Origin of the sequence: Vibrio kasasachensis (genome assembly GCF_050337565.1) — a bacterium.
Taxonomy (GTDB): domain Bacteria; phylum Pseudomonadota; class Gammaproteobacteria; order Enterobacterales; family Vibrionaceae; genus Vibrio; species Vibrio kasasachensis.
This window is the reverse complement of sequence record NZ_JAKJTB010000030.1, coordinates 1-23,715: the sequence shown is the minus strand read 5'-3', so window position 1 is coordinate 23,715 and position 23,715 is coordinate 1. Positions and strand designations below refer to the sequence as shown.

General features: G+C 41.2%; 22 protein-coding genes and 1 pseudogene. 10 read left to right on the top strand and 13 right to left on the bottom strand.

What is annotated here, in order from left to right; translation table 11 throughout:
- Nucleotides 1–62 precede the first annotated feature (62 nt).
- The 6 genes from L4C38_RS20155 to L4C38_RS20130 form a co-directional block, all read right to left on the bottom strand.
- Nucleotides 63–1,487 (bottom strand): NosD domain-containing protein, encoded by a 1,425-nt coding sequence (locus L4C38_RS20155; RefSeq protein ID WP_428799335.1) that lies wholly within the window; start codon nt 1,485–1,487, stop codon nt 63–65.
- 104 nt (nt 1,488–1,591) lie between these two features.
- The gene (locus L4C38_RS20150) at nt 1,592–2,926 is read right to left on the bottom strand and encodes an alginate export family protein (RefSeq protein WP_428799334.1); all 1,335 of its coding nucleotides are present in this window, start codon (nt 2,924–2,926) and stop codon (nt 1,592–1,594) included.
- Nucleotides 2,923–4,245 (bottom strand): SEL1-like repeat protein, encoded by a 1,323-nt coding sequence (locus L4C38_RS20145; RefSeq protein WP_428799333.1) that lies wholly within the window; start codon nt 4,243–4,245, stop codon nt 2,923–2,925. The genes L4C38_RS20150 and L4C38_RS20145 overlap by 4 nt, the downstream gene beginning before the upstream one ends.
- Before the next feature lie 2 nt (nt 4,246–4,247).
- Nucleotides 4,248–5,402, bottom strand: coding sequence for a PilZ domain-containing protein (locus L4C38_RS20140; RefSeq protein ID WP_428799332.1), 1,155 nt, complete (start codon nt 5,400–5,402; stop codon nt 4,248–4,250).
- Nucleotides 5,403–5,454: 52 nt separating this feature from the next.
- Nucleotides 5,455–6,927: a glycosyltransferase family 2 protein gene (locus L4C38_RS20135; RefSeq protein ID WP_428799331.1), complete on the bottom strand. Its 1,473-nt coding sequence runs from the start codon at nt 6,925–6,927 to the stop codon at nt 5,455–5,457.
- A 7-nt stretch (nt 6,928–6,934) separates the two neighbouring features.
- The gene (locus L4C38_RS20130; RefSeq protein WP_428799330.1) at nt 6,935–8,245 is read right to left on the bottom strand and encodes a nucleotide sugar dehydrogenase; all 1,311 of its coding nucleotides are present in this window, start codon (nt 8,243–8,245) and stop codon (nt 6,935–6,937) included.
- Nucleotides 8,246–8,896: 651 nt separating this feature from the next.
- On the opposite strand from L4C38_RS20130, the gene L4C38_RS20125 reads away from it, so the two are divergent.
- The 3 genes from L4C38_RS20125 (at nt 8,897) to L4C38_RS20115 (ending at nt 10,375) form a co-directional block, all read left to right on the top strand.
- A complete protein-coding gene (locus tag L4C38_RS20125; protein WP_428799329.1) occupies nt 8,897–9,313 on the top strand; it encodes a hypothetical protein in 417 nt (138 codons plus the stop codon).
- A 5-nt stretch (nt 9,314–9,318) separates the two neighbouring features.
- Nucleotides 9,319–9,567 (top strand): hypothetical protein, encoded by a 249-nt coding sequence (locus tag L4C38_RS20120; RefSeq protein WP_428799328.1) that lies wholly within the window; start codon nt 9,319–9,321, stop codon nt 9,565–9,567.
- A 409-nt stretch (nt 9,568–9,976) separates the two neighbouring features.
- Nucleotides 9,977–10,375 (top strand): NUDIX hydrolase, encoded by a 399-nt coding sequence (locus L4C38_RS20115; protein ID WP_428799327.1) that lies wholly within the window; start codon nt 9,977–9,979, stop codon nt 10,373–10,375.
- 313 nt (nt 10,376–10,688) lie between these two features.
- Here L4C38_RS20115 and L4C38_RS20110 read toward each other — a convergent pair whose 3' ends face one another.
- Together L4C38_RS20110 and L4C38_RS20105 are read right to left on the bottom strand one after the other, a co-directional pair.
- Nucleotides 10,689–11,912, bottom strand: a complete 1,224-nt coding sequence (locus L4C38_RS20110; protein ID WP_428799326.1) for an HlyD family secretion protein — start codon at nt 11,910–11,912, stop codon at nt 10,689–10,691.
- On the bottom strand, nt 11,906–12,235 hold the full coding sequence (locus L4C38_RS20105) for an MFS transporter (RefSeq protein WP_428799325.1): 330 nt from the start codon (nt 12,233–12,235) through the stop codon (nt 11,906–11,908). Before L4C38_RS20105 ends, L4C38_RS20110 begins: the two co-directional genes overlap by 7 nt.
- A 108-nt stretch (nt 12,236–12,343) precedes the next feature.
- Between L4C38_RS20105 and L4C38_RS20100 the strand changes: the two genes are divergently transcribed.
- Complete coding sequence (locus L4C38_RS20100) at nt 12,344–13,354, top strand: AraC family transcriptional regulator (protein WP_428799324.1); 1,011 nt, start codon at nt 12,344–12,346, stop codon at nt 13,352–13,354.
- Here L4C38_RS20100 and yjeH read toward each other — a convergent pair.
- Nucleotides 13,344–14,600 carry an L-methionine/branched-chain amino acid transporter gene (gene yjeH / locus L4C38_RS20095; RefSeq protein WP_428799323.1) on the bottom strand — a complete coding sequence of 419 codons (1,257 nt, stop codon included), beginning with the start codon at nt 14,598–14,600 and terminating at the stop codon, nt 13,344–13,346. The genes L4C38_RS20100 and yjeH overlap by 11 nt on opposite strands.
- Before the next feature lie 297 nt (nt 14,601–14,897).
- Here yjeH and L4C38_RS20090 point away from each other — a divergent pair, with 297 nt between their 5' ends.
- From L4C38_RS20090 to L4C38_RS20070, 5 genes are all read left to right on the top strand, one after another.
- Entirely contained in the window at nt 14,898–15,347 is a 450-nt protein-coding gene (locus L4C38_RS20090; protein WP_428799322.1) for an Lrp/AsnC family transcriptional regulator, read from the top strand.
- Nucleotides 15,340–16,260 (top strand): LysR family transcriptional regulator, encoded by a 921-nt coding sequence (locus L4C38_RS20085; RefSeq protein ID WP_428799321.1) that lies wholly within the window; start codon nt 15,340–15,342, stop codon nt 16,258–16,260. The genes L4C38_RS20090 and L4C38_RS20085 overlap by 8 nt, the downstream gene beginning before the upstream one ends.
- A gap of 92 nt (nt 16,261–16,352) precedes the next feature.
- Nucleotides 16,353–16,967 carry a LysE family translocator gene (locus L4C38_RS20080; protein ID WP_428799352.1) on the top strand — a complete coding sequence of 205 codons (615 nt, stop codon included), beginning with the start codon at nt 16,353–16,355 and terminating at the stop codon, nt 16,965–16,967.
- Nucleotides 16,968–16,972: 5 nt separating this feature from the next.
- A complete protein-coding gene (locus tag L4C38_RS20075; RefSeq protein ID WP_428799320.1) occupies nt 16,973–17,959 on the top strand; it encodes a Gfo/Idh/MocA family protein in 987 nt (328 codons plus the stop codon).
- Nucleotides 17,960–17,987: 28 nt separating this feature from the next.
- Nucleotides 17,988–18,386 (top strand): OsmC family protein, encoded by a 399-nt coding sequence (locus tag L4C38_RS20070; protein WP_428799319.1) that lies wholly within the window; start codon nt 17,988–17,990, stop codon nt 18,384–18,386.
- A 33-nt stretch (nt 18,387–18,419) separates the two neighbouring features.
- Here the strand turns inward: L4C38_RS20070 and L4C38_RS20065 are convergent, their stop codons facing one another.
- Nucleotides 18,420–18,896, bottom strand: coding sequence for a L,D-transpeptidase family protein (locus L4C38_RS20065; RefSeq protein WP_428799318.1), 477 nt, complete (start codon nt 18,894–18,896; stop codon nt 18,420–18,422).
- A 385-nt stretch (nt 18,897–19,281) separates the two neighbouring features.
- Here L4C38_RS20065 and L4C38_RS20060 point away from each other — a divergent pair, with 385 nt between their 5' ends.
- Complete coding sequence (locus L4C38_RS20060; protein WP_428799317.1) at nt 19,282–21,387, top strand: GGDEF domain-containing protein; 2,106 nt, start codon at nt 19,282–19,284, stop codon at nt 21,385–21,387.
- A 42-nt stretch (nt 21,388–21,429) separates the two neighbouring features.
- Here L4C38_RS20060 and L4C38_RS20055 read toward each other — a convergent pair whose 3' ends face one another.
- From L4C38_RS20055 to L4C38_RS20045, 3 genes and pseudogenes are all read right to left on the bottom strand, one after another.
- The gene (locus L4C38_RS20055) at nt 21,430–21,597 is read right to left on the bottom strand and encodes a hypothetical protein (RefSeq protein ID WP_428799316.1); all 168 of its coding nucleotides are present in this window, start codon (nt 21,595–21,597) and stop codon (nt 21,430–21,432) included.
- A 129-nt stretch (nt 21,598–21,726) separates the two neighbouring features.
- Nucleotides 21,727–23,355 carry a BatD family protein gene (locus tag L4C38_RS20050; RefSeq protein ID WP_428799315.1) on the bottom strand — a complete coding sequence of 543 codons (1,629 nt, stop codon included), beginning with the start codon at nt 23,353–23,355 and terminating at the stop codon, nt 21,727–21,729.
- Nucleotides 23,349–23,715: pseudogene (locus tag L4C38_RS20045) on the bottom strand (hypothetical protein); the annotation flags it as partial. The pseudogene L4C38_RS20045 and the gene L4C38_RS20050, both read right to left, overlap by 7 nt.

The window sequence follows — 23,715 nt, the reverse complement described above, 5'->3', positions numbered from 1 at the left end:
TAAATACCTAAAAAAATGGGTAAAAATAGAAACAGGAAAATGGAAGAAGAGAAAACCATTTATTACTCCTGTATCTTTGTATTAGATTTATGAATCATCAATGATTGACCATTTCTAATCGCAGAATCGATCTGATATTGAAATGGTTTTAATTCACCTTGATACGGTCGATTTGAGAATGCGCCATTATCACTAAAGGCAACCTCTCCAATAGTGGCGTATTCAAAATTAGACATGCTAATTGCCCCAGTTGCATTGGCGACTATTTTGCCACCAATGGCATAAAGCGAAATTTTAGTTTCGAAAGGGTCTAGCTCAAGATCTCGATGCGTATGCTCTTTAAGATCATCGATGTGAGCGTATAATCCCGACCCTCCATTCGCAATTAGATCATTGTCGATAGCGTGAATGTTCTGGCTATTTCGTACATTAATACCATGCTCACGGTTGTCGTAAAATAGGTTGTTCCAAATAATGTTATCGTTGCTTTCTTGTATTGTTAAACCGTCACCGCCATTATTAAATGCCGTGTTTTTTGCAACGATGTTATTTATCGAAGAACGGTCAAGCATTATCCCAGAACGATTATTGTCGTAGCTGATGTTTTCAAAGATGAAACTATTGTTTACTTCGCGTGAAATAATTATCCCATGCTTCTGTATAGTGCCCCATGTTTTATTTTTAGCTATTACAAGTCGCTCAGATATATCATGAGGGTCTATTCCGTAAACGATATTTTTAATATACTCATTATCTATGATTACGACATCTTCGGCTTTGTAGCAATAGAAACCATAGTATATATCAATGAATTTGTTACCCATTAAAACACCGGTTGATCGACTCTTGTCAATCCAAGGCATTTGGGCTAGGTCTTTTTCTTGAATTTTTTGAGATGTTAACGAAACTCCATATGACTTAGTTTTAAAGTAGCCCAAGCTTTCAAATGTCGAATCGTAGAAGTAAGTCCGTGAACCATTCCATGCGCTATAGAATGCGCGATAGGAGTCTCTATCACCTGTCCAATAAGAGGGAGTATTTTCTGATTCTCTCCAAGACTTTAGCGCTCCAGATAAGATGAAAAATTCGCCTCCGCCAGCAAGGAATGAACGTTTTTCTTCTGAAAGCCGCAATTCTTCGCCCTTACCAATTAGGAGTGCTGCATCTCCTCTTACTACAATAGGGTAACGTGCGAGATAAGTGTTTTTTGAACCTTCAACTTTGACTAATGCTTCAGGCAAGGATTTAGAAATATCCGATAGTGTCGCCAACCCATCTTGAACAACGATGATTTTGGGAAGTCCGCCTTGAGCTTTAGCTTGCGTAGCCATATCTGAAATTAATTGGAAGCGACGAATTAGTTGTTGCTCTGGTAAGCGCTCCAAAGAAACCTTGGCGCGCGTTGACCAAAGTGATAGCTTGTCATAGAAGTACGCTTCATTAAACATGGATAGATCTGGTAGTGCTGGCGCGCTAAAAGGTTGCACCGATACAGGCTCTACAACGTATGTATGCTTATCGCTAGCAATTGATGAACTAACGCTAAGCAAATTGATTATAATTAGTGATAAAATTCTCAAAATTTTGTTACCTATAGCTCTATAGTTAGATCTGCACGGAGACGAGTTTCATCTTGGAAATTCGGGATATTATCGTCGACTAAAAAATGAGAAGCTCTAAGGCGAAGCCGCCCTTTCAATGAAGAAGAGAATAAATTGTTGTCCCTGTAGGTCGCTTCAAGATCTAAGCCTGTACCTAGAGTCTTTTGTCCGTCTTCCAAAGGTAGCCAGCGTTGCTTTCTCGCTATAGGGGCAGAGGTGTCTGCTCTTTGATAATGAGAAATGGCACCAGTTAAGCTCCAGCTTTCATTAAATTCATAAGAAGAGAAAATTGAGCCTGTCATTAGATTTGATAGATCGGCATCAAATGCGTAGTTGAATTGATATAGAGCATCCCTGCTACCGGCATAGGTGTTCTTGTTTGATTCAAGACCTGATTGGAAAAAGGTGCTTTTTCCATCTGATGACCCTTCACCATAAGCAAATGTTGCGCCTAGATAAAACGGGTCTTGAGTCAGCTTCATGTGAACCCCTCCTAGCAATGCAAAAGCAGAGATTGAGCGGTCCTCCCAGGTTGAATTCTGTTGTGAGATGAGCTTACCATTACCAAATAAATTAATGGCTTCAAAGCTATATCCGAATGCACTGGTTGGGTCTTCTATGGATTGCCAGTTGTGTGCAACGCCAGCTCCAATCCACCATAATTCACCTTCTAAAACATTCGCATATAGCGATGTTACGTCTGCTTGTTCAAGATCGCTATGTTGGTTGCTGTAAAGTGCTCTAATTGTCCAGTGGTGGTAAGGTTTCCAATCACTTATAATTTCTGTCCAGACAAAGAGTTTACCTTCGTTTTCTTCGTTTATTGACGTTGTTGTGTTGTAGGTTGATAGCTTTTCACCAACACCTAATTGCAGATCCATTTTGGTTGTTTCTAACTGCCAAGAGATAGACTCAATTTCATCATCGATCCAATGAGGAGAGAGTTTTATGCGTTTTAAACCGACGCTTATTGCATTGTGTTCAAAAGAATTAAGAAGTTCATATTGCCACCAAAACTCGTTTAAACGGAAGATGACATGATCACTGCTGTCAGTACTTTGCAAGGAAGTACTATCGTCGAAAGCATTGTATGCAACCGAGTCATTTGTGAAGAGTACTCTGCCATCCATATAAAGTTGATTTGATGGTGACAGTGTGTGCTTAAGTCGACCTCTATACTCCGCACTGAATGCATTTTTATCTTTTTGTGTACTATTTGTGTTGGTTGTTTGTGAGTCGGCAACCATACGAACAGAGTGGCGGTATTCCGCCGCTGTTGCAAATGAAGTTGCACTCAGTGCAAGTGCAATGGTTAGTTTTCTCATGGTGTCATATCCTTTTTGACACCTGAGAGCGCGGCGTTTCGAGCTGCGCGCTCAGCGTTAATCAATGTTTTTAGTTCTGGTGTGATCGTATACGTGGAATGATTTTCCACAATTTCGGAAAATTCGGCATATAGAGCTGAGAAGACGATGGTGTATTTTTCGTTTGGTATTATACCGTTACCATTTTTGAATACGTTTGCTAGCTCTAAATAAGCGAGATGTTCGTCATTTCGGGCTGCTTTTAAAAGCCAGTCAACACCTTCTTGGAGTTTATCGTTACCTAAAGCGCCAGATACATACATCTCTCCAATAAGGCGTTGGACTTCTGGTATTGCTTGAGCTTGCTTCCAATATTGAACCGCTAGTTCGTTGTTTTGTGGAACACCTTTTCCATTTTTATACACATTCCCCAAAAAAATATAGGCGGGTAAAAAATGGTTTTCTGCTAGGGTATTCGCTTCTAGAATAAGTTGATTTATTCGGTTGGAATCATTTTGTATTGAATTATATTCAACACGAGCTGCGTCATACCAAAGAGTAGGATGACTTGTACCAACAATATTTGCGATAGAAATATAAAGAGGGTAGTTAGGCTCACCATAACGGCGATGTTTGGATATGGATGCAATACTGGCAATTTGGTCAGCACCAAGCTCTTTGGATTGGTATTGCGTATTTAGATCACCCAAAAACTCAGACAATAGTTGCGTATCATTGGTGTGCATAGCCTGAAGCAGGGCTAGTTTGGCGCAATTTTCAGCATTTGTACTTTGTTCTCTTTCACAGAATTCCAAGAGTGGAGGGTAGAGTTGTGAAACGTTGCCAAGTCTTGTTGTATAACGTAAAGCTAGCCTAGTTTCATCATTCTCAATTAACGAGGTAATTTCTGGTACCAAGTCATTAGCGTCAAAGATTAAATAGTTGCTACGATAAAAAGATACAAGCAAAGGCAACGCATTGTTATTGATCCGTTGGTGCTCCCATAGACGCTGATGCTGAACATGGAGATCTTCATCACTTGCGTTTGCCATTTCTAATCTCAGAAGAGCTTGATCTATATTTGGATATATGTCGCTTAGCGAACGATATAGTTCTATAGCCTTCTCTGGATCGTAACTCGCTTCATTTGGATCGGAATATAGACGAGCTAACGCGAGCTTAGCCTCAAAGTAACCTTCATCAGCAAGGCGAGAAAGAGCAAGCTGAGCTTGTTCCTTTTCACCTTGTTTATAAAGGTGTTGGGCGTTATTGACATCATCAATAACACACCCAGTAATTAAGGAGACACACAGTATTGTGGTAGCCAAACGCAAAGACATAGTTATTCTCCAGTTTTTGAAGCTAGCTTGTTCACAAACGGATTAAAACGAAATTGGTGAGTGCTGACTTTTACTGGTTGGTTCAAGCGCATATCTTCGATAGTAGTTTCAGGAGTAATGTCGACTGTTACGAAGCCTGAACCAGTATCATTGGTGAACATCTCGATGTTGTTTACGGTGCCTTGTAAGATATCGGAGCTTCCGGCAAGTGAGTAGTCTAGGGTTTGTCCAAGGTCTACTTTACTTACACTTGTGTATGGAAAGCTTGCTTTGATAACAGGGGCTGCATCAATCGGAGCAAGTCCGAAAATAGGATTTGATTTACCAACAAACTGTCCATTAGTGAAAAGCCTTTTAAACACACGGCAATCACAAGGGCTTGTGATTTCAATGATCATTTTTTTCTTCAATATTTCTTGTAGGCGTTCAGTATTAAAGTCTGAGCGTAGAAGAGTAGGTTCCATTAGATCGTAAAGTGGGGATTCTATCGTAGCGACGGTGTCACCAACTTTAACGTTGTCGCCTTCGTTTACCTGGCTAAATACACGTCCTTCGCGCGGGGTGTAGAGGTTGTCATGAGGTAGAGTCACACTAGCTGAAGTGGAATTTTCCACCCAATAAACATTATAAATGTTGGTAACTAGATAGCTAAAGGCGGTCAAACCAACACAGAAAAATAGTGCGGTCCCGAAGATACCTTTGAATTTACCAAATCCAGAGAGTGGCGCTTGAACTGAGCTTTTACGCGGTTTAGCAAAGTTCTCCCGGTTTATGGTAGATAGAAGGTCACCTGCTTGGATGACTTCTCCAGAAAGATACTTGGTAATAATAAGACGAATTGTTGAAATTTCTTGTCGACCAAGATCTTGAAATTCACACCCAATACGACCGTTACCTGGGTCATTAACGACAGTAAAGCGCACAGGAACATTGAAGCTGAAGTCAAGAAAGTCGAAGCCTAAACGACCAGAATAAATCTGGTTTGGTAGGAAATCAGCTTCTTGATCATTGATACCGAAGCCACTTGATGAAAGGTTGTCTAACTCAAAAGATTTGTTGTTGCTATTGTCTAGAACAATAGAAGCCGGAATTTTTACGCGCGCGTGTCTGCGCTGAACTTCTGTTTCGTGAACTAGTGCCGGTTGATCAACTGCCATGTTAAATTCCTAAAGAGATTGTCCGTTAAATATTGGTTATTTATTGTGTGAGTTACACGAGAGTGACGATGACTGCTGCAAATATGCTAACAGCTGAGAATGTCGCTATTCGGGTAGACCATTTGGTAAAACGTGCTTGAAAAGAGGCGTCAACTTGCGTGAGCGTCGTTTTCTGTCGGGTCCATGATTGGCGATTCAATCGGAACACAACGTAGATCTTTATCAGTGCGCCAAAGATCTGATTGAAGTAGAGCATTAATGGATAAGTTGGTCCGATTTTATGCCCCGAAGTCAGTAGCAGAAGCGTAATGAACGTACGGGTAATTGATATCCAAAGGATATAGACCACCAAATAGCCGATGTGGTATTTGAACGCGGCATAAGTTGCAGCTGATAGCCCCAAAATGCTAGTCCACATTGAAATCCGCTGATCCCATATAACGTAATAGGTGAAGAAGCCTAGACGTCTGGCACCCAAAGAGGTCGCTCGAGCGTTTTGCCTTAAGTTGTTGCCATACCAGCGGAACATAAGTTGTTTAGCTGATTTAAAGAAACTTTTATTTGGCGGATGCTCGACGGTCTCTATGATGGCATCAGGTACATAGAAGGTGTCCCATCCTTGCTTCATCATGCTAAACCAGCTTGATTTATCGTCACCGGTTAAGAACTTAAATGTACCTAAGCGCCAATGTTTGAGGTGGTCGTTTTCTACGTCATCGATAAAGTGATGCGAAGTCACGACGCTAGCTCGAAACATAGACATACGTCCGGTCATCGTCAGTACTCGCTTGGATAAGGCCATTGAGCACATAGAGATGTGGCGTTGCGCAAAACGCAATTTGTGCCACTGGCTCATCCAATATGATCCCTCAACTTCACAGACTTCATTAGTAGTCAGTGCGCCTACGTTAGGATAGAGAGAGAAATAGCCAATGGACTTAGCGACGCAACCTGGTTGTAATATTGTGTCTCCATCAACAACGGCAACAAGTGCAGTCTCATCAGGTATGTCACGAGAAATAGCTCTGAATCCATGGGCTAGACCATCGCGTTTACCAGTTCCCGGTATCCGAACCATTCGTAATGACACACGGTCTTCTGGTGGTGATAATTCCTCCCAGAGAGCCGCCATTATCTGTTCGTCACATTGCTCTACGATAGAGGCAACAATCGTTGTAGGGTACTTTGATACAATCGCTTCTTCGATAATCGAACGATAGACTTTGGCGGTTGTTATCGCATCAATACGAAAGCTCGTTACCATCAAATAGATATGAGAAGGAGGCTGACCAGATAGCGCTTTTACTGCTCGTTTTCTTTGAAAAGGGAAAACAAGAAACAAGAAGATCCATCCACGAATGAAGTGAATGAAACCAATGCTATAACGCCAGATACCAATCGCACCGATGATTAAGATGAAGTCTTGGTGGTCGGAACTAAAAACTGACTGCGGCATGAGGCTGGCTAGCCCCAAGATGAAACAAAATAGAAATAGCCAGCCTGTGAGATCTTTGATTGTCTTCATCTGAATACTACCAACAGATTCCTTGTTGTTGTGTATCTGATGTATCTGCAATAAGACCGTGTAGATCGATAACTTTAGTACTATGCGGAAGGTCACCAAGGATAGACTTGTAGCTTTCATCGCCGTTACAAATCAATACGAGCTCAGCGTCTTGAATCGCTTGCACTGGTGAATCTTCTAACAGTGAAGAAATGTGTGGAATATGATTGTTGATGTACTCTTTGTTAGACCCATGAACAGAAGCATATTTTACATTTCTATCTAAAATCGATAAGTCGTAACCTTTACCGATAAGTTTTTCTGCAAGAATAACAAATGGGCTTTCACGTAAATCATCGGTGCCCGCTTTGAAGCTAAGTCCCAACATCGCAACTTTGCGTACTTTTGCATCTTCAACCATGTTAAAAGCACGTTCAATATGCTCATCGTTACTTTGCATAATTGAAGAGATTACAGGTGTTTGTAGATCCATTTGCTTCGCGCGGTAGCTCAATGCACGCACATCTTTTGGAAGACAAGAACCGCCAAATGCAAATCCAGGTTTCATGTAGTAGCTAGATAAGTTCAGTTTTTTGTCTTCACAAACAACTTTCATTACGCGTCTTCCGTCAACATTGACCGACTTGGCAATGCTGCCAATTTCATTTGCAAAGCTAACTTTCAGAGCGTGCCAAACGTTACAGCTGTATTTGATCATTTCAGCGACGGCAATATCTTCACAGATAAATGGCGCGTCTAGATCACTATAAAGTTGTTCAAGAACTTGACCTGTCGTTTCATCTAAAGCACCAACTACAGTCATTGGTGGGTTGTCGTAATCGTAGATAGCCGTGCTTTCGCGAAGAAATTCAGGGTTCACGCCTACACCGAAATCTTCACCCGCGACTTTGCCTGAGTATTTCTCAAGTGTTGGGATTACGACGTCGGCAACGGTACCCGGTAAGACTGTGCTACGAATAATGACAGTATGACGAGAGTCTTTGTCTTTGATTACAGAGCCAATTTCCTTACAAACCTCTTTGATGTAATCAGTATTGAGGTTGCCATTTTTTAGACTAGGGGTAGGAACACAAACCATAGAGATGTCGCTGTTGATAACAGCTTCGCGATAATTGGAAGTAGCTGTGATTAAGTTGCGCTTAACACCTTCACTTAACAACTCGTTAAGCCCTTCCTCGACGATTGGGGATTTACCGCTGCCAATCATGGCAACTTTTTCCTGGGAAACATCAACACCGATAATGTCATTGCCGCGCTTTGCCATACAAGCAGAACATACTGCGCCAACATAGCCCATTCCGAATATACTTATCTTCATTAAATTATCTTCCCTGAAAAGCGAAATCAGTTCGCTCTGTTAATTGGTAATTGAGAATATTTCGCGACAGATTTTATCTAAGTCAAACAATTGGCGTAATACGAAGAAAGTACGCCCATTTCGAGTATTGCTATTCTATACCGCGCTATTTAATCGGGATAAGTGCTTGTCAAGCGATGAATGAATAGTGTTTCATGCTGTTGAGTCGGTAAATTAGGCATTAAGCTGTAAATCGTTATCATTATCAAAATCGATATTGATTATTTTATGTATAAAGGTTGTATAAAAGTATTAGCAAAATAGTGATTTTACTGAAGGTAGTGAGGCTGTAATCAAATATTTTAATGCAACGAAATTAAAATTACAGAATAGTAGGTTAGTAACATCTAATTTATGGGATGGGTGGAGCCGTAACATTATTGACGCTTATTGATTTCAAGCAATGTTATTAGTAATGGCATTATTAAATAATCAAGAAAACTACTACTTAACTAGGACTTGGAGGCACTTTCAAAGCAACAAAATACTCAGGTATCCGAGTTACAGTATACGTCAGCAAACCGATAAATATTGGTCTAGCATTAAACTATGAAATTTATATCATGTTTGCCCACATGGGCAGACCATACCTTTATAAGTTAGGTAATCACGATGAAGTCTGGTACTACTAAGAGACGTTTTGCGCGATATCTCGATGGTATTTCGGAAGAGGCTAAGCGTACCTATATTAGTTGTAGTCGACATATATTAGCCATTCTATTAATTAGCCTGTGTGTGAATGCTTGTATTCGTATCGATGTTATCTATTACGGCTCAACCATCGGCGAAGCGTCCGTGACGGAAATTGTTCAAGTTGTACTATTGATTATTACAACACTTATGTTTTTAAGGCTCGCAAACAAGTTTCCTCACATTCGTCATGCCACAATTCTTATTGTTGGATTTTTTTCCGTCTTAACCATTCGTGAACTCGATCATTGGTTGGATACGGTATTCCATGGTTTTTGGCTGTTTCCCGCTTTAATGGTCACCACAGTTGCGCTTGCATATGCATCTAGGGTGGGGTAGAAACGTTGAACCAACTTGCAGTTTTATTGCGGATTCATGCCGTTAAACAAATGATCGCTTGGGTTGTATTGTTGCTCGTGTTTTCGCGCATCTATGGAATGGGGGCGTTTTGGCAGGATGTTATGAACGAATATTATGTTAGAGAAGTCAAAAATATCGTAGAAGAAGGGATTGAGTTACTTTGTTATAGTTTGATTTGTTTAAGTGGCATACAGGCTTTTCGACAGGTTAGAACAAAAGCAGAACTTAGCTAATTTAACATTGACAAGCATACAAATCGTATCTTTTGGTAAATGGAAACTGTTCCAAAGAACAACGATATTAAAGATAGAAATTCAACATATCATTGAGTAACAATATTGTTGACGCTGTTATATTCATGATTGGGTTTTTCTTATATTTGAGTACAGGAATTTATTTTTTGTATCAAAATAAATTATTTATCTAGTTTCCGACGCTTGAGTTAAATTATAAATGGATAAAATGCCTGAAAGTGGCATTTTATTTCGTCAATTTGCTATCTATGTACGGGTATTATTGACTTTGATTGCCTAACATACACAAGTCGAACTATCTAAGTCATCGTGTCTACGATATAAAGCCTTAAAGGACATAATAAGTACTCCTGGCGAGATGCGATTGAAAGAAACAAAGGAGAATTGAGTGAAACATTTGGCAATGGCCGTGGTGGTTAAGCAAGGTAAAGTGTTGCTCCAGAAGTGCCACCGCGCTGATAAAGGAACGGTTCTTGAGTTTCCTGGAGGGAAGGTTAAGCTTGGCGAAACAGGAACGGATGCTGCCATTAGGGCGCTGATGGAAGAGACAGGCTTGAGTGGATTGTCCCATGCTGCTACTTACACGAAAGAGAATGAGATAGGCGGACGTATTTATTTTGTTATTTTTCGGGCTGGGACTGGAGTGGAGCCAAATTTGGGTGACCTACAGTCTGCGCAGGAATTTAGTTGGTTAAGCCCAGAATGTATTCCACTAGATGATTTTTATAGTGCGGATAGAGAGTTCATCAATCAGTACTTGCAACAATACGCGTTAGTCCCTGCTTAGCTTCCACTGAGCTACAAATCTCTACATATTATAAAAGAAAAAAAGCCAATCACAATGATGTGATTGGCTATATTAATCGTGAACAAATAGGGTTCACTAACAACGTCAGTTGGCTAGGTGACCCTCGGCTTAATAAGGGTCAATCTATAGGTAGCATTTTATGTGCCACTTTTTTCATGCATGTAAATGCACATTCTGCGGTGCTGTGCTGTCTCAATTATGCAGCTTTGAAGCAATTTGCAATTGCAATTTGCAATTATCATGAAAATGCTATTGATAATTTTAAAAACTATTTCAGTTGTGTTCATTTAATCTATATAGAGTAAAAGAAGTAAAGCTGTGACTTCATTCTGATTATGATCCCTCGAATGACATCTAAAAAAGCAAGTAAACTACTTGGTTTTTCTGCGCTTACCCAAGCCAAACCAACAGAACCTACGGGTATGTCATAACCATCAGGTTCATTTACTTTCAGTCTTACAAAGTGGTGTTTATTTTGTAGGTTCTTGCCTGTGGTACTTCGAACTGAAGGGTCAAGACCAAGCAGATTGCTTTGTGATTCACCAGTGGCTTCGACTATACCTTCAACTTGTGCGGAGAAGATTTTTCCGGGGTAAATTGAAGACGAGAATTCCGCAGCTTGACCTGGTTTTACATTACGCATGGCTTGATGGTTAACTCTCATTAGCACGTACTTTTCATTAGTGTACATTTGTAGTCGAGGGACCAGAGATACACGTTGTCCTTCGCGAAGAATAAAGTTAGTTACAAAACCATCGACAGGAGCATAGATCTTAGTACTGTTTAAGTCCCATTGAGCTTTAGCTACATTTTGTTCAGCGGTGTTCTTATCACTTCGCTGACTCTCAATATTTAGTTTTGCTTTGTTAATGGCAAGTTTCGCTTTTTCCAACTCTATTCGTTTGGTCGCTATTTGTGATTCGATAGTTGTCACTGAATACTCTGCTTTCACAGCTGTGGTCTGCTGTTTTTCGATGTCACTTTCAGTGATGGTATTTTTAACTACTTGATTTTGTTTTTGGTAACGAGAAAGCGTATTTAACTGCAGTTTGTAGTCAGCTTGTGCCGTCGCGAGTTGGGCCATACTTGTTTGTAGATCTTGTTTTAAAGATTGGTAATTTGCTTTTGAAATTTCAACATCTTGGATGGACACCTTAAGCGCAACTTCTGCCGCATCTAGCGAGACTTGTGCTTGGCGCAGCATGATTTGGTATTTTGTGTTATCTATCTCATAGATCAACTGACCTTTAGTCAACTTCTGGTTCGGTTTGATGTGGATTTTGGTTACTTTCCCTTTTACGCTTACCGAGTCAGGTCTTAATTGTATATGAGGGGATTGAACGACAGAACCACCAGATAGATCCATAGGCGTGTAGTTAATTAATCCCACCCAGACAAAAAGTAGCCATCCCGTTCCGCCCAAATAGGCGAAAGATTTAGTGTATTTGTTCCACGGCATACCTACAAACCGAAGCAGGTAGATGAAAAGAGCCCAAATAGCTAAGCCTTCTAACATAGAGAGTCCTCTTGGTTGTTGTCACTAGTTGGAGTATGGCGCCAAGTGTCTCGGAAGTTGATGATGGCTTTCTCCATATCAACAAAGGCGAGAATAACTGCGATTACCCAAACCCAATGCCAAATGAAGCCAATCCAAGTTAACGCTGTGATTAAACCGATTTGATGGTGATCTTTGCTATGTGCCTTATTAATGGGCAGTTCGTGAAAGCGCCAAAACCCGTATCCTGCTGCAGCAAGAGTACCAACGAGTACAATAGTGGCAACGATATGCAGTGCTGTGTCTGCTCCAGTGCCTACAAATGGCACACTAACTAAACTCATGTAATGATCCTCTGCTTAATTTCGCATAGGATTGTGATATTGATTTGATTAAGCTGTATTAATGTGACACATTTAGTCAATATTGACTGATATTTGATTGAAATTGTAATGGAAAAAGTGCGATTTATTCGGGCTCTTGGTCTGAGAAATATTCATTTTCGGGTTATGCAACGTTATGGGTTGGATGATAACTCTTTGATCATAGCGGACTCAGTGTTGGCACAGCCGATGACGTTAATCCCTGTATCAGAGGTCAATCGTTGGTATCAAGCTTTGGAACATAAAAGTGGAAACCCAGACATTATTCTTGATGTCGCCAGTGACATTAGCCCTAAAGATTTAGGCGCAGTTGCTCGATGGTTGTTTTCAGGTATTGATTTAGCTTCGGCGATTCGTCGGCTTAACTATGGTATTACGAGCTTACAGTCAGGTGCCTATCTTGTCGCTACGCAAAGTGGTCCAATCATTAAATGGACCTATCAAAATCCATCGATAGATTATAATAATAAGGTACATGATGGCGTTCGAGCTGCGATTTTTCTGTGCAAAGTGATCCGATATTATACCGGTGATGACTTTGTTCCCATGCGAATAATGCTGCCAGGTTCTAGAGCAAACCAAAAAAAATATCAAGACTATTTTGGTTGTGAAATAGAGTGGAATCATTCAAAAACAGAAGTATGGTTTCCAGCTGACCTTAGACTCACGACGCAATCAAAGTTAATGAGGGGAAAAGCACCTCTCGCGATGAGCTTTGCTGAACTGGATGAATTTTTAAATATGCCAGAAGCTGGTGATGAAATAAAAGTAATTTATGAAGTGATTAATTATAGCTGCCATTATGGATTCCCAACCGTGGAGCGTGTTTCGAGTTTGGTTGGTTTATCGCCACAGCAATTCCAGCGCCGTTTGCATGCCGTTGGCATGAATTTTACCAATGTGTTGGGGTATGTATTAAGCAATATCGCGGTGGGTTTGCTTGGTCGCGGTGTTGGTATTGAAGAAGTGGCAAAGCGTCTTGGTTATCAAAACGTTGCCAGCTTCAATCGTATGTTTAAGAAACAGAGAGCACTGACGCCAAAGCAATTTGTTCAGCGCCTAGAGGAGATTAGGTCGTAGCGATGCTTGGTTCTGTTTTTGATTTGGTTTTGAAGACTAAAAATGTAAACAGAACAATCGCATATAGCATTGACCAACCCAAGCACACCATGACGGCTAAGCAGACAAACAATGAAATAGCTGCGAGGATGCGAGCAGGACCAGTTAACAATTTACAGGCAGAGAGCATTGCCATGAAATAGATCAAGATGAAAACACCGTTGGCTAATTTGAGGAATGACTCTAGATTCAGCTGGCTTATTTCTCCGATAAAACAGGATATTAGTAATACTGCCCCAACAGCAAATGTGGCATTAGATGGAACACCTTTTGGCGATACACGAGCAAGGGCACTCGTGGGTTTGTAGTCTCTTGCTTGTGCCCATAGCATTCGAGAAAGGCTCTGAGTGTAAAGATTAATACTGGCAAAACAAGTTGCAAAGCCAATAGCACTGATCAGCGGCACCGTGGCTTTACCAAACAATAGTTCCGCAAGGAAAGGGATAGAGCCAGCATCGAATTGAGCGTCTCCATAGGCGTGAAACTTGATAACAACAACAGAGCATGCCCAATATGTCACACCGGCAATGATACATCCAAGAACAATGGCGATCGGAAAATCCCGCTCCGGTGACTTAAACTCTTCTCCCATATGAGCAAAGGCTTCTATTCCGACAAAGCACCAAAACATAACAGATAAAGCACTGCCAATTAGCACCCAGTTATTATCTGCAAAAGAGGGCATTTGTACATCAGAGAACGTTACGTCACCAAACCACCAAAATGCAGCGACCAGTGAGAATGCACAGATAGCAATAATGCTTTGAATTTGACCAGATACTTTGGCTCCCGAAAGGTTCACTATCATCAATAGAGCGACAGTGATGATTTGTGCAATGAGAATATGGTTAAAGTTATCTGGTAAAATGGGTTGTAAGAAGCTACCAGCAAGCGTTACCGCAGCGGGTACGCCAACCGGAATAACGCTCAAAAATAGCCATGCTATGCTTTTCTCAAACCGTTGGTTAAAGGCTTGTCGAACAAAAAATGCTGTACCACCTGCGCTTGGGTAACGTTTACCTAAAGCAGCAAAGGTCAAAGCAACAGGGCAGATAGCAATAAGCAGTACTACCCAAGACCAAAATGACATAGTACCGGCAATACCAGCGGCAATGGCGGGCACCATAAATAACCCAGTACCAAGCAAAGTGATAGTGAGCTGACCTATCCCAGAAAACAGCGTAATTTCTTTTTTTAATTGCGACATGATTACCCAACGACTCCATATATTTGAAATTGCGCTAAACATCGACGAATAAACCCACCAAATTGCCGACTGGATAACGGTTTTAATGCAAAAATTGATATCTTTTAGCGCAATACCACAGTTAGTTATACAATACGCCTACTGAATAATTAGTTCACCTAGCAAAGTGCGCAATATTACCGTCACTTTGACTTGTTTTAACGTAAGAAACCGTCATTTTGCGGGGGCTTAAAACGTTTTGTTGGGTGTGATTAATCTTAAAGATATAACAAATAGTGAAAGGGTGATTTAAGTCGTATGGACCAGTTTGATGACAAAATACTGTCGTTGCTTAAATATGATGCTCGAGCGTCGATAACTGAGATAGCCAAGCGCGTCAATTTATCGCGCTCAGCGGTAACAACGCGGATAAAGAATTTAGAAAAAGAGGGCGTTATTCTTGGGTATCATGCCAATGTAGTAACCCAAACAGACGCGGCTGTTATTAAAGCTTATCTTGCTCTGAAGTTTAATACGTCGAGCTCTACAAAGCACAGTGAGGCTTACGCTTCCCAAATATACAATATTGAAGGTGTAAAATGGGGACATGGTATTAGCGGTGAAACCGACATGATGCTGTATGTTGAGACATCGAGCATGGAGCAACTTAATAATATTCGTAATGAGCTTCACGATATTCCAGATCTGTACCAATTAACTACTCATACTGTTCTTACAGAGTTTTTTAATACCTTAACCCATGGTTAGTCATATTAATTTAAACCTATTGCGTTCACTGCAAGTATTGCTTGAAGAGTGCCATGTGAGCAGAGCCGCTGTGCGACTAAATCTTACTCAATCGGCAGTGAGTCGGCAGTTATCTCAGTTAAGAGAGCTGTGTGATGATCCACTTCTAGTAAGAAGCGGTAATCGGCTTGTGGCGACCCCGCGAGCCGTGGCTTTGTTAGAGCGTGTAAATTCGGTCGTGACGCAAGCCGACGCACTGTTCAACGACATACCGTTTGACCCTGCGATTTGGAAGCAAGAGTTCGTGTTTGCTTCTAGCGACTATGTCGCTCAATTTGTCGTTCCCCAATTGATCTCTGTACTGGGGCAGCAGTCGCCTTTGGTCGATTTTAGCTACCGGCTTTGGCAGCAAGACTACCTCCATCAATTGCAATCGTCCGGTATTGACCTAGCTTCTACAATGCTGCCTGAGCCCCCTGCAAACTTATCCAGCATCAAACTGGGTGAAGATGGCTCGGTTTGTGTTATGCGTAGCCAGCACCCTCTCAGTAACATTAAAACTTGGTCCAGTCAGGATGTGGTTAGTTTTCCTCACCTCAAAGTAACAGGTGGAGGTGACAAAGACAGCCATGTTGATATGGCACTTAAAGAGGAAGGACTACAACGTCGTATTGCGGTAAAGGTACCGTTCTTTTCAACTGCGGTGAAAGTCATCGAAAATACCGACCTGTTGTTGATTGTACCAGAGCATATTGCCTTGAATTTGGCTAGGGACTCGGCAATAGTTTATAAACCATTGCCATTTGAATGTTTGGTCCAGCAGTATTGGTTGATGTGGCATCCTAAGTTTGACCATGATAAGGGGCATGAGTGGATGAGGGATAACGTGCTCAATGTGATGCAAATATCACCTCGATCGATTGGTATGATTTAAAGTCATAGCCCAAATGATAAATCTTGATTTCAATTCATTTCGATTTGGCGGTACTTTATCAAGCAACAATTCAACTAACGCAATTTACGATTATGACAACAACAGTTTGGTTATCTCTTTTTACGATTTGCTTGCTTGGTGCTATGTCTCCCGGGCCAAGTTTAGCCGTCGTGGCAAAACACAGTTTAGCTGGTGGGCGCTCTAATGGCTTTGTTACTGCTTGGGCGCATGCTTTCGGTATTGGAATTTATGCGTTTATTACCTTGATTGGCTTAGCTGTAGTTCTGCAACAATCACCGATGCTCTTCAAAACCATCACTTATGCGGGCGCTTTCTATTTGATCTATCTTGGTTACAACGCTTTACAATCAAAAGGCGGCGTGGCGGCAAAACTAGAATCGGGTGAGCAGACAAGCTTATTGCAATCGGCGAGAGAAGGCTTCTTCATCTCAATTCTTAGCCCTAAAATTGCATTGTTCTTTATCGCGCTGTTTAGCCAGTTTATCGCGGTAGGCAGTGATGTAACGAGTAAATCAATAATAGTGCTAACTCCTTTTTTGGTTGATGGGCTGTGGTACACGCTGATTACGTTATTTCTCTCTAGTCCAAGATTTATTAATAAAATTCGCAGCAAAGCACAGTTGATTGATCGACTTTCTGGCATCATTCTTATTTTACTCGCGCTTCGCGTGATCTTTACAGTGTAAGAATTATGATCAAACTTGCCGTTATAGGTACTAACTGGATTACTGACCAGTTCATCGAAGCTGCGTTGATTAGCGGTCGCTATCAACTTTCAGCGGTTTGCTCTCGCTCTATCGAGAGTGCGAAGCAATTTGCAGAGAAATACGCACAATTAACGCCTCAGCCGATTTTGTTCGATGATTTACAAGCGCTGGCAGACAGCGATCAAATAGATGTCGTCTATATCGCTAGCCCTAATTCATTGCATGCTATTCAAGCAATGCAAATGATGCGTGGAGGCAAGCATGTCATCTGTGAAAAACCGCTTGCAGCCAATGAAGCATTAGCTAAGCAGATGTTCGCCGTTGCTGATGAAAATGGTGTGCTGCTGTATGAAGCGTTTATGTCAATGCATACACCTAACTTTAAAATCCTCAAAGCTCAGCTTGATGACATAGGTCCAATCAGCAAAGCATTTATTAGCTATTGCCAATATTCTTCTCGCTATCCTAAGTATTTGGCTGGAGAAAATCCGAATACGTTTAATCCAGCTTTCGCGAATGGTTCCATCATGGACATCGGTTTTTATTGCTTATCCTCCGCCATCGAGTTGTTTGGTGAGCCCAACAAAGTACAAGCGCAGGCACAACTGCTTGCGTCTGGCGTTGATGGCAGCGGAAGTGTGATTTTAAATTATCAAGGTTTTGAGGTTGTTTTACAGCATTCGAAAACCAGTGATTCGGCGCTTCCGAGTGAAATTCAAGGTGAGAATGGAATATTACAAGTTGAGATGATTTCTGTCGGACAGAAAGTGACCAAGAAATTGCGTGGGCAAGGATGGGAAGATTTGACAGTGGATCAGAGTCATAATCCAATGCTGTATGAAGCGCTCGATTTTGCCGAGCAACTTGCTAATAATAAAGTAAACCCTAGCGCGACTAAGCGCTCGCTGCTGGTGGCAAAAATACAAACGGAAATTCGCCGTCAAACGGGAGTCGTTTTCCCACAAGATTAATCGCTCAATATTGAAGAAGAGAAAGTGAATGCAAGCAGAAGTGAAGTGGATTGAGGATTTCAAGTTTCTAGGTCAATCACAGTCAGGACATTCGATTGTGATGGATGGGAATGGTGGCGCAACAGCTCCTAGCCCAATGGAAATGTTATTGATGGCTGCTGGTGGCTGCAGTTCAGTTGACGTGGTTGATGGATTAAAACAGGCTGAGCAAAAAGTGCACAGTTGCACTGCGAAACTAACCACTGAGCGCCGAGATACACCGCCGCGTATTTTTACTCAAGTCAATATTCATTTTGAAGTGTCAGGGGATAACCTAGCCCCTGATTTGGTTAAGGAAGTGACAGCTTCATCGTTAGAAAAGTACTGTTCAGTTTGCTTAATGTTGGGTGAAGGCGTAGAAATGACCCATAGTTGGGAGATCATCTAATTTGAAAAGCCGAGCTCTGCTCGGCTTTGTAAATTAAGGTAGGATTTCGATAGGAGTCCCTTGTTCAACCAAAGTAAGAAACTCATCAATCTCCTCATTAGTCAACGCAATGCAGCCATCAGTCCAATCAAAACTTTGCAAAAATTTGCTGGATTTTATTTCACCGTTTTTCTGCCCATGTATCTTTATATCACCACCAGGGTGAACATTAAGGCGCTTTGCGTTAGCAATATCATCGGTATTCGGATAGCTAATATGGATAGAACGATAGAATTGGGAATCTTCCATAACATATTCTAGTCGGTATATTCCTTCGGGAGTTCGTTGATCGCCCTCATAGACTTTATGTCCTATCGGTTGCTTCCCCAACGCGATACGAAACTCTCGTACGACTTGATTGTTGTCGATTAAATAAAGACGACGCTTTGATTTGTCGACAGTGACTTTATCAATGTGTGCTTTTGCAGGCACAGACAAAATCAGAAGAAAGATTGATATCCAAAGTTTCATTATGGTTTTTAGCTGTTATCAAATGTTTAACGTAGCCAGCATGTAATTTTCGCTGAATTAGTGTTTTCGGCGCTAGTATAGGTTCTAACTTCGTTAATCATAACCTTTGAATGCGGCTGTGAGTAGTAGTTAATTTTAGTCAAAGGTGTACGAAGTTAAACTTTTGAATGAGTGATCGCTGTTTTTTTTATTTCAATACGCGAAATTAAGTAACAAAAATGGAAATAAGATCAAAAAATTGCAACTAGAATCATGAATGGAAAAGCTCATACTATTGAACTGCGAGTGAGTTAACAGCACGTCTTAAATCTCATATGATTGCCTATGTTGAGGTGGTAATTTTGTATCGCGAAATTTCCATTTTCAATAAAAGATAAAGGTTGTTATGTTTGCGCGCTCATTGCTAAAAGACATCATGTCAGCAAGAAACCACAAGTTTTTAGCGAACTCGCTGTTTGCTTATCTTGATGAAATTATCGAAGCGAAGGCTATTTGCATCGTATCTGAACAAGATAATTTAGCCACGAATAAGATCGTTTATCGCCAACGAGAACCGATGGAGCCAGCAAGTTACCCTGAAACTTTTTGGTCATGGGCTGCACAGTTTGATACTTCTGATGGAATGATCCCAATTTCAATCGCGGCTTGCCAACGAGAACCGTCTGAAAATAGCGGTCTAAATACCTACGTCTTTGTCATCGACAACTACTCTAAATCGCCAACCTACTTAATTATTGAACGTGCAAATTCCGAAATGATAACAAAGGCGACGGAAGGGAATTCGCTAGATCTTCTCCAAATTATTTCCTCAAGATGGCAATGTATCCGAGCTGAATTGGAAGCAAGCCGAGAGTATCGACAACGTGATATGAAAGAAGCCAAATACCTTGATGTGATTCATCAACGAGACGAATTCATCGAGGATATGAAGTTAGTACAAAAAATTGCTGTTGATATTTCCAACCCCGAAACCTTAGATGAGCTACATCGCTTTGCAGTTGAGGCCATTCGTGGACATTTAGGCTTTGACCGAACAGCCCTAATGCTGCTGGATATTAAAAAACGTTGTTTTAGTGGCACATATGGCACGGATGAAGAAGGTAAAACAACGGATATACATCATACTCAATACGATCTCAACCAGCTGGAAGAAGCCTATATCAATGCATTGTTTGAAGGTACAGAGTGCTTAGTTGTGCTAGAAGATGCCCCTTTGTATAACGATGGCACCGTAATAGGACAAGGCTGGAACGGGATGCTTATTCTGCGAGATGGCGAAGATACTATCGGTTGGGTTGCGTTAGACAACTATATCAATCGCGCGGCGATCACTTCATTTCAAAAACAAATGCTGGAGTCATTTGGTTCGTTGCTTTCCCAGATTTATATTCGTAAACGTCAAGAACAAAATGTTCGCATGTTACATGCGAGCATGGTTGAGCTATCACGATGCATGACGGTACGTGATGTATGTAAATCGGCAGTTACATTCGGAATTAATCGATTGGGGATAGATCGTTTAGCGGTATTTCTGACTGACGAAAAATGTTCCTATATGCAAGGTACTTGGGGGACGGATATCCATGGTAATGTGGTAGACGAATCATACTACCGCTCTGAACTGGTTGATCTCACAATTGTCGATAATGCTCGTCGCAATCCGAATGAAGTGGTTTTTGTAGAGTCTGTACCCATTTATCATGACTTTCATATTGTTGGATTTGGCTGGACAGCGATGACAATGTTAACCAGCAGTAGTGGTGAATCTATAGCCATGATCGCAGCCGATAACTTGATTCGTCGTTCGCCATTAACGCACCAACTGCGCGAAGTTATACGCATGTTTGCCTCAAACTTAACGGAAGTGCTGTTGAGAACAAGGGCGCAAGAAGCAGTACATGTTCTTAACGAAACACTAGAAATTGAAGTAAAAGCCAGAACGAAGGAGCTACAGCAAGCGAACGAACAGCTTGAGATCATGGCAAAAATGGATCCGTTAACACGGTTGGGTAATCGCAGAATGCTGGAGTCTGTACTGGAGGGTATTTGTGCAGATCCTAGTGGTAAAGAAGAAACCTTTGCGCTGATATTGGTTGATATTGATCATTTTGGGCTTTACAACAACTTTTATGGACACATGCAAGGCGATATAGCACTAATGAGGATAGGTGGAGTTTTGCAGCAACTTGCGGCGCAGTCGAATGAAAACTTCTGTCGTATTGGAGGAGAAGAATTCGCGCTATTAGTTGTAAATCAAGATGAGAACAAAGTGAAGAATCTTGCAGAACTGATCCGTTCAAGTATTGTGGAAGAAGCTATCCCACATGCGGATAATGAGACAAGAGGGGTGCTAACGGTTTCTGTTGGTTACACTGTTACTACTATGCTGCGTGATGATTTCAACTTTGATGTCCTTTATAATCAGGCAGATAAAGCACTTTATACGGCAAAAGCTAGTGGTAGAAATTGTATATCAGGGTTTAGTGAATAAACCGAAATTATGGAATAGAAAGGCAACCGATAGGTAACCTTTCTATGGGCATATTGAATAAACATCGCTAGCGGAATATCCGTACTGCTTTAAAATATCTATGGCTTCCTTCCTATTTTCAGCTGAGACTTTGAGTTCCGCTATCTTTTCCCCATCAAAGTAGAGAATTCGATAATAATTGTCTAATTGCTCTATTTTAATTGCAGACATGGCACTCCTTTTTGAATTACCGCGAATTATACTTCTCTTAATTATAGGAGAATAATGACATAAGCGACAAAGCTTCGCTTATTCTAAATTAATAAGCAAAAAGTATTCCTGATATAACATGTTATATGCTTAAAGTTTGGACAGTTTTGCGCTGCTTTCATTAGATGAGCGAAAGTTATTGAGCTTTTTTATGTAATGAATAAGTTTTTTGCTATTCCAATCAACATTCAAGTTGCTGTATTGGGCTGAAGCCATTAGCTTAAGCTCACTTTCAATCTCTTGAGCGAGTTGCTCGTTTTTGTTTCGGTTTTTAGCAAGCCACTGACCAGTCAAATGCTGTGTTTTCGCGTTGTCGCTAGCTGATAATGCCTCGAGTATCTGCTTAACTTCGCCATCTATCTTGCCCTGATTACTACCGCCTTTGAAGGTCGTATTCCTAGTTTTAATGTGCCAACCGAGAGTTATTAGCCATAGTGTCGCAAACAGCACTGTCAAATAAAGCCAATGGTTGGAGACATCATTTGTATCTATAGCAATTGGGTTCTCTGGTACGGATAAAGGCGCATTTAATACTTCATTTGAACGTTCAATCTTTAGCTTTATTCCTTGAGCTTGGCTATTTCTAAAGCTTGTTGATTGGGTATCGAACCACTCGACATCAATCGATGGCAAGACGACTTCTCCAGCATGCTGCGCGATAAGCACCTGTTTTATCGTCATTTGTGTGCTGCCATCTTTGAGCGAAGTGAATTGAGGCTTTTCTGCGTATTGTCGGACTGATTCTGGGTAGTTTGATGCCAGCGTGGGAAAATGCTCAGGCTTCAAACCTTGGACAATCAGAGTTAATTCTCTTGTTATCGAGTCACCAACAGCGACGATAATTTGTTGGTCGTTTTCAACAATATTGTTGTCTTGCGCATCAATCCACTGCTGAGTTAATACCAAATTTTGTGTCGGTAACCACTGTCCTCCGGAACCTTGGGGCTGTTCATTGACGGTAATTTCAAATTGTTCGGGGTTTATTTGAACCGGTAAAAGTTTAGTGGTGCCTGTTCGATTGTTACCAAAAACGAAAGTGGCATCGAAACCCAGGCTACTTAACGTGTGTATACCTGCTTGCTTTGCTGTAATCGTGAATGTCTGGTCGACTATGGTTGCTTCGATACCGTTAATAACACTTTGGTATTGATTCGCTTGTCCCAATTCTTCAACAGTGAAACTCGCGCTTTTCGGCGGGAATATTTGCACGTTTTGCAAGCGTCTAGCGTTTGCTTTAATCACCAAACGAGTCTTTAGTTGGGTACTTTCGTTTGGGTATAATGTGTCTTTGCCAAGTTGGCTTTGTATTTCAGCAAGCTCATCTTGGTTTGGTAAATCAGTATCTTGGCTAACATGGATAGAAATTGGGTTGGATGAAGCTCCTTCCACGTTAAAAGAGGGGATAGTAGTGGTACCGAGCGACTTTGCTTTTAAAGCAATAGTCCATTCACTGCTACTGCTGCGCTTTCCGTTGACATAATTTAAAGAAGTGCCAAAACTAGGTTGCCCCAAAAAAAACGATGTTTCTAAAACACTAAGATCAAGACTGTCTGAGTCGACTTTGTCATCAAAAATGATACGTAGTTGAAATACTTCGGCTTTAGTCACTTGGTTGGTAGAGACTGTGGCAATAAGATTTGCAGCGTATGAAGGCATACTAAATAACCAGCAGAAAATTAGCCCAAATGCCGAGAGAGTTCGAAGAGTAATAGTTACCATTGTTTTGTTGGCTCTTGTGGTGGATTTTTATGCTTTGCTTGTAATAGAAATTGTGCTTTCAGCAACTGACTTGGGTCGCGTGCGAGTTCTACTTGTTCGAGTTTTTTAAATTCGCTATCCAGTTCGGATGAGCTAGGCTCTGCCATGCCTAATGTATTTTCTGGGTCAGATTTGTTGCCCGATTCGTCAGTTTCGCTCATTTTTATGCCAGGTTTTACTTGACCCTGTTCTTGCAATTGTGTGTCCTCTCCCTGCTGAGACTGCTGAGACTGCTGAGACTGCTGAGACTGCTGAGACTGCTGAGACTGCTGAGACTGCTGAGACTGCTGAGACTGCTGAGACTGCTGAGACTGCTGAGAC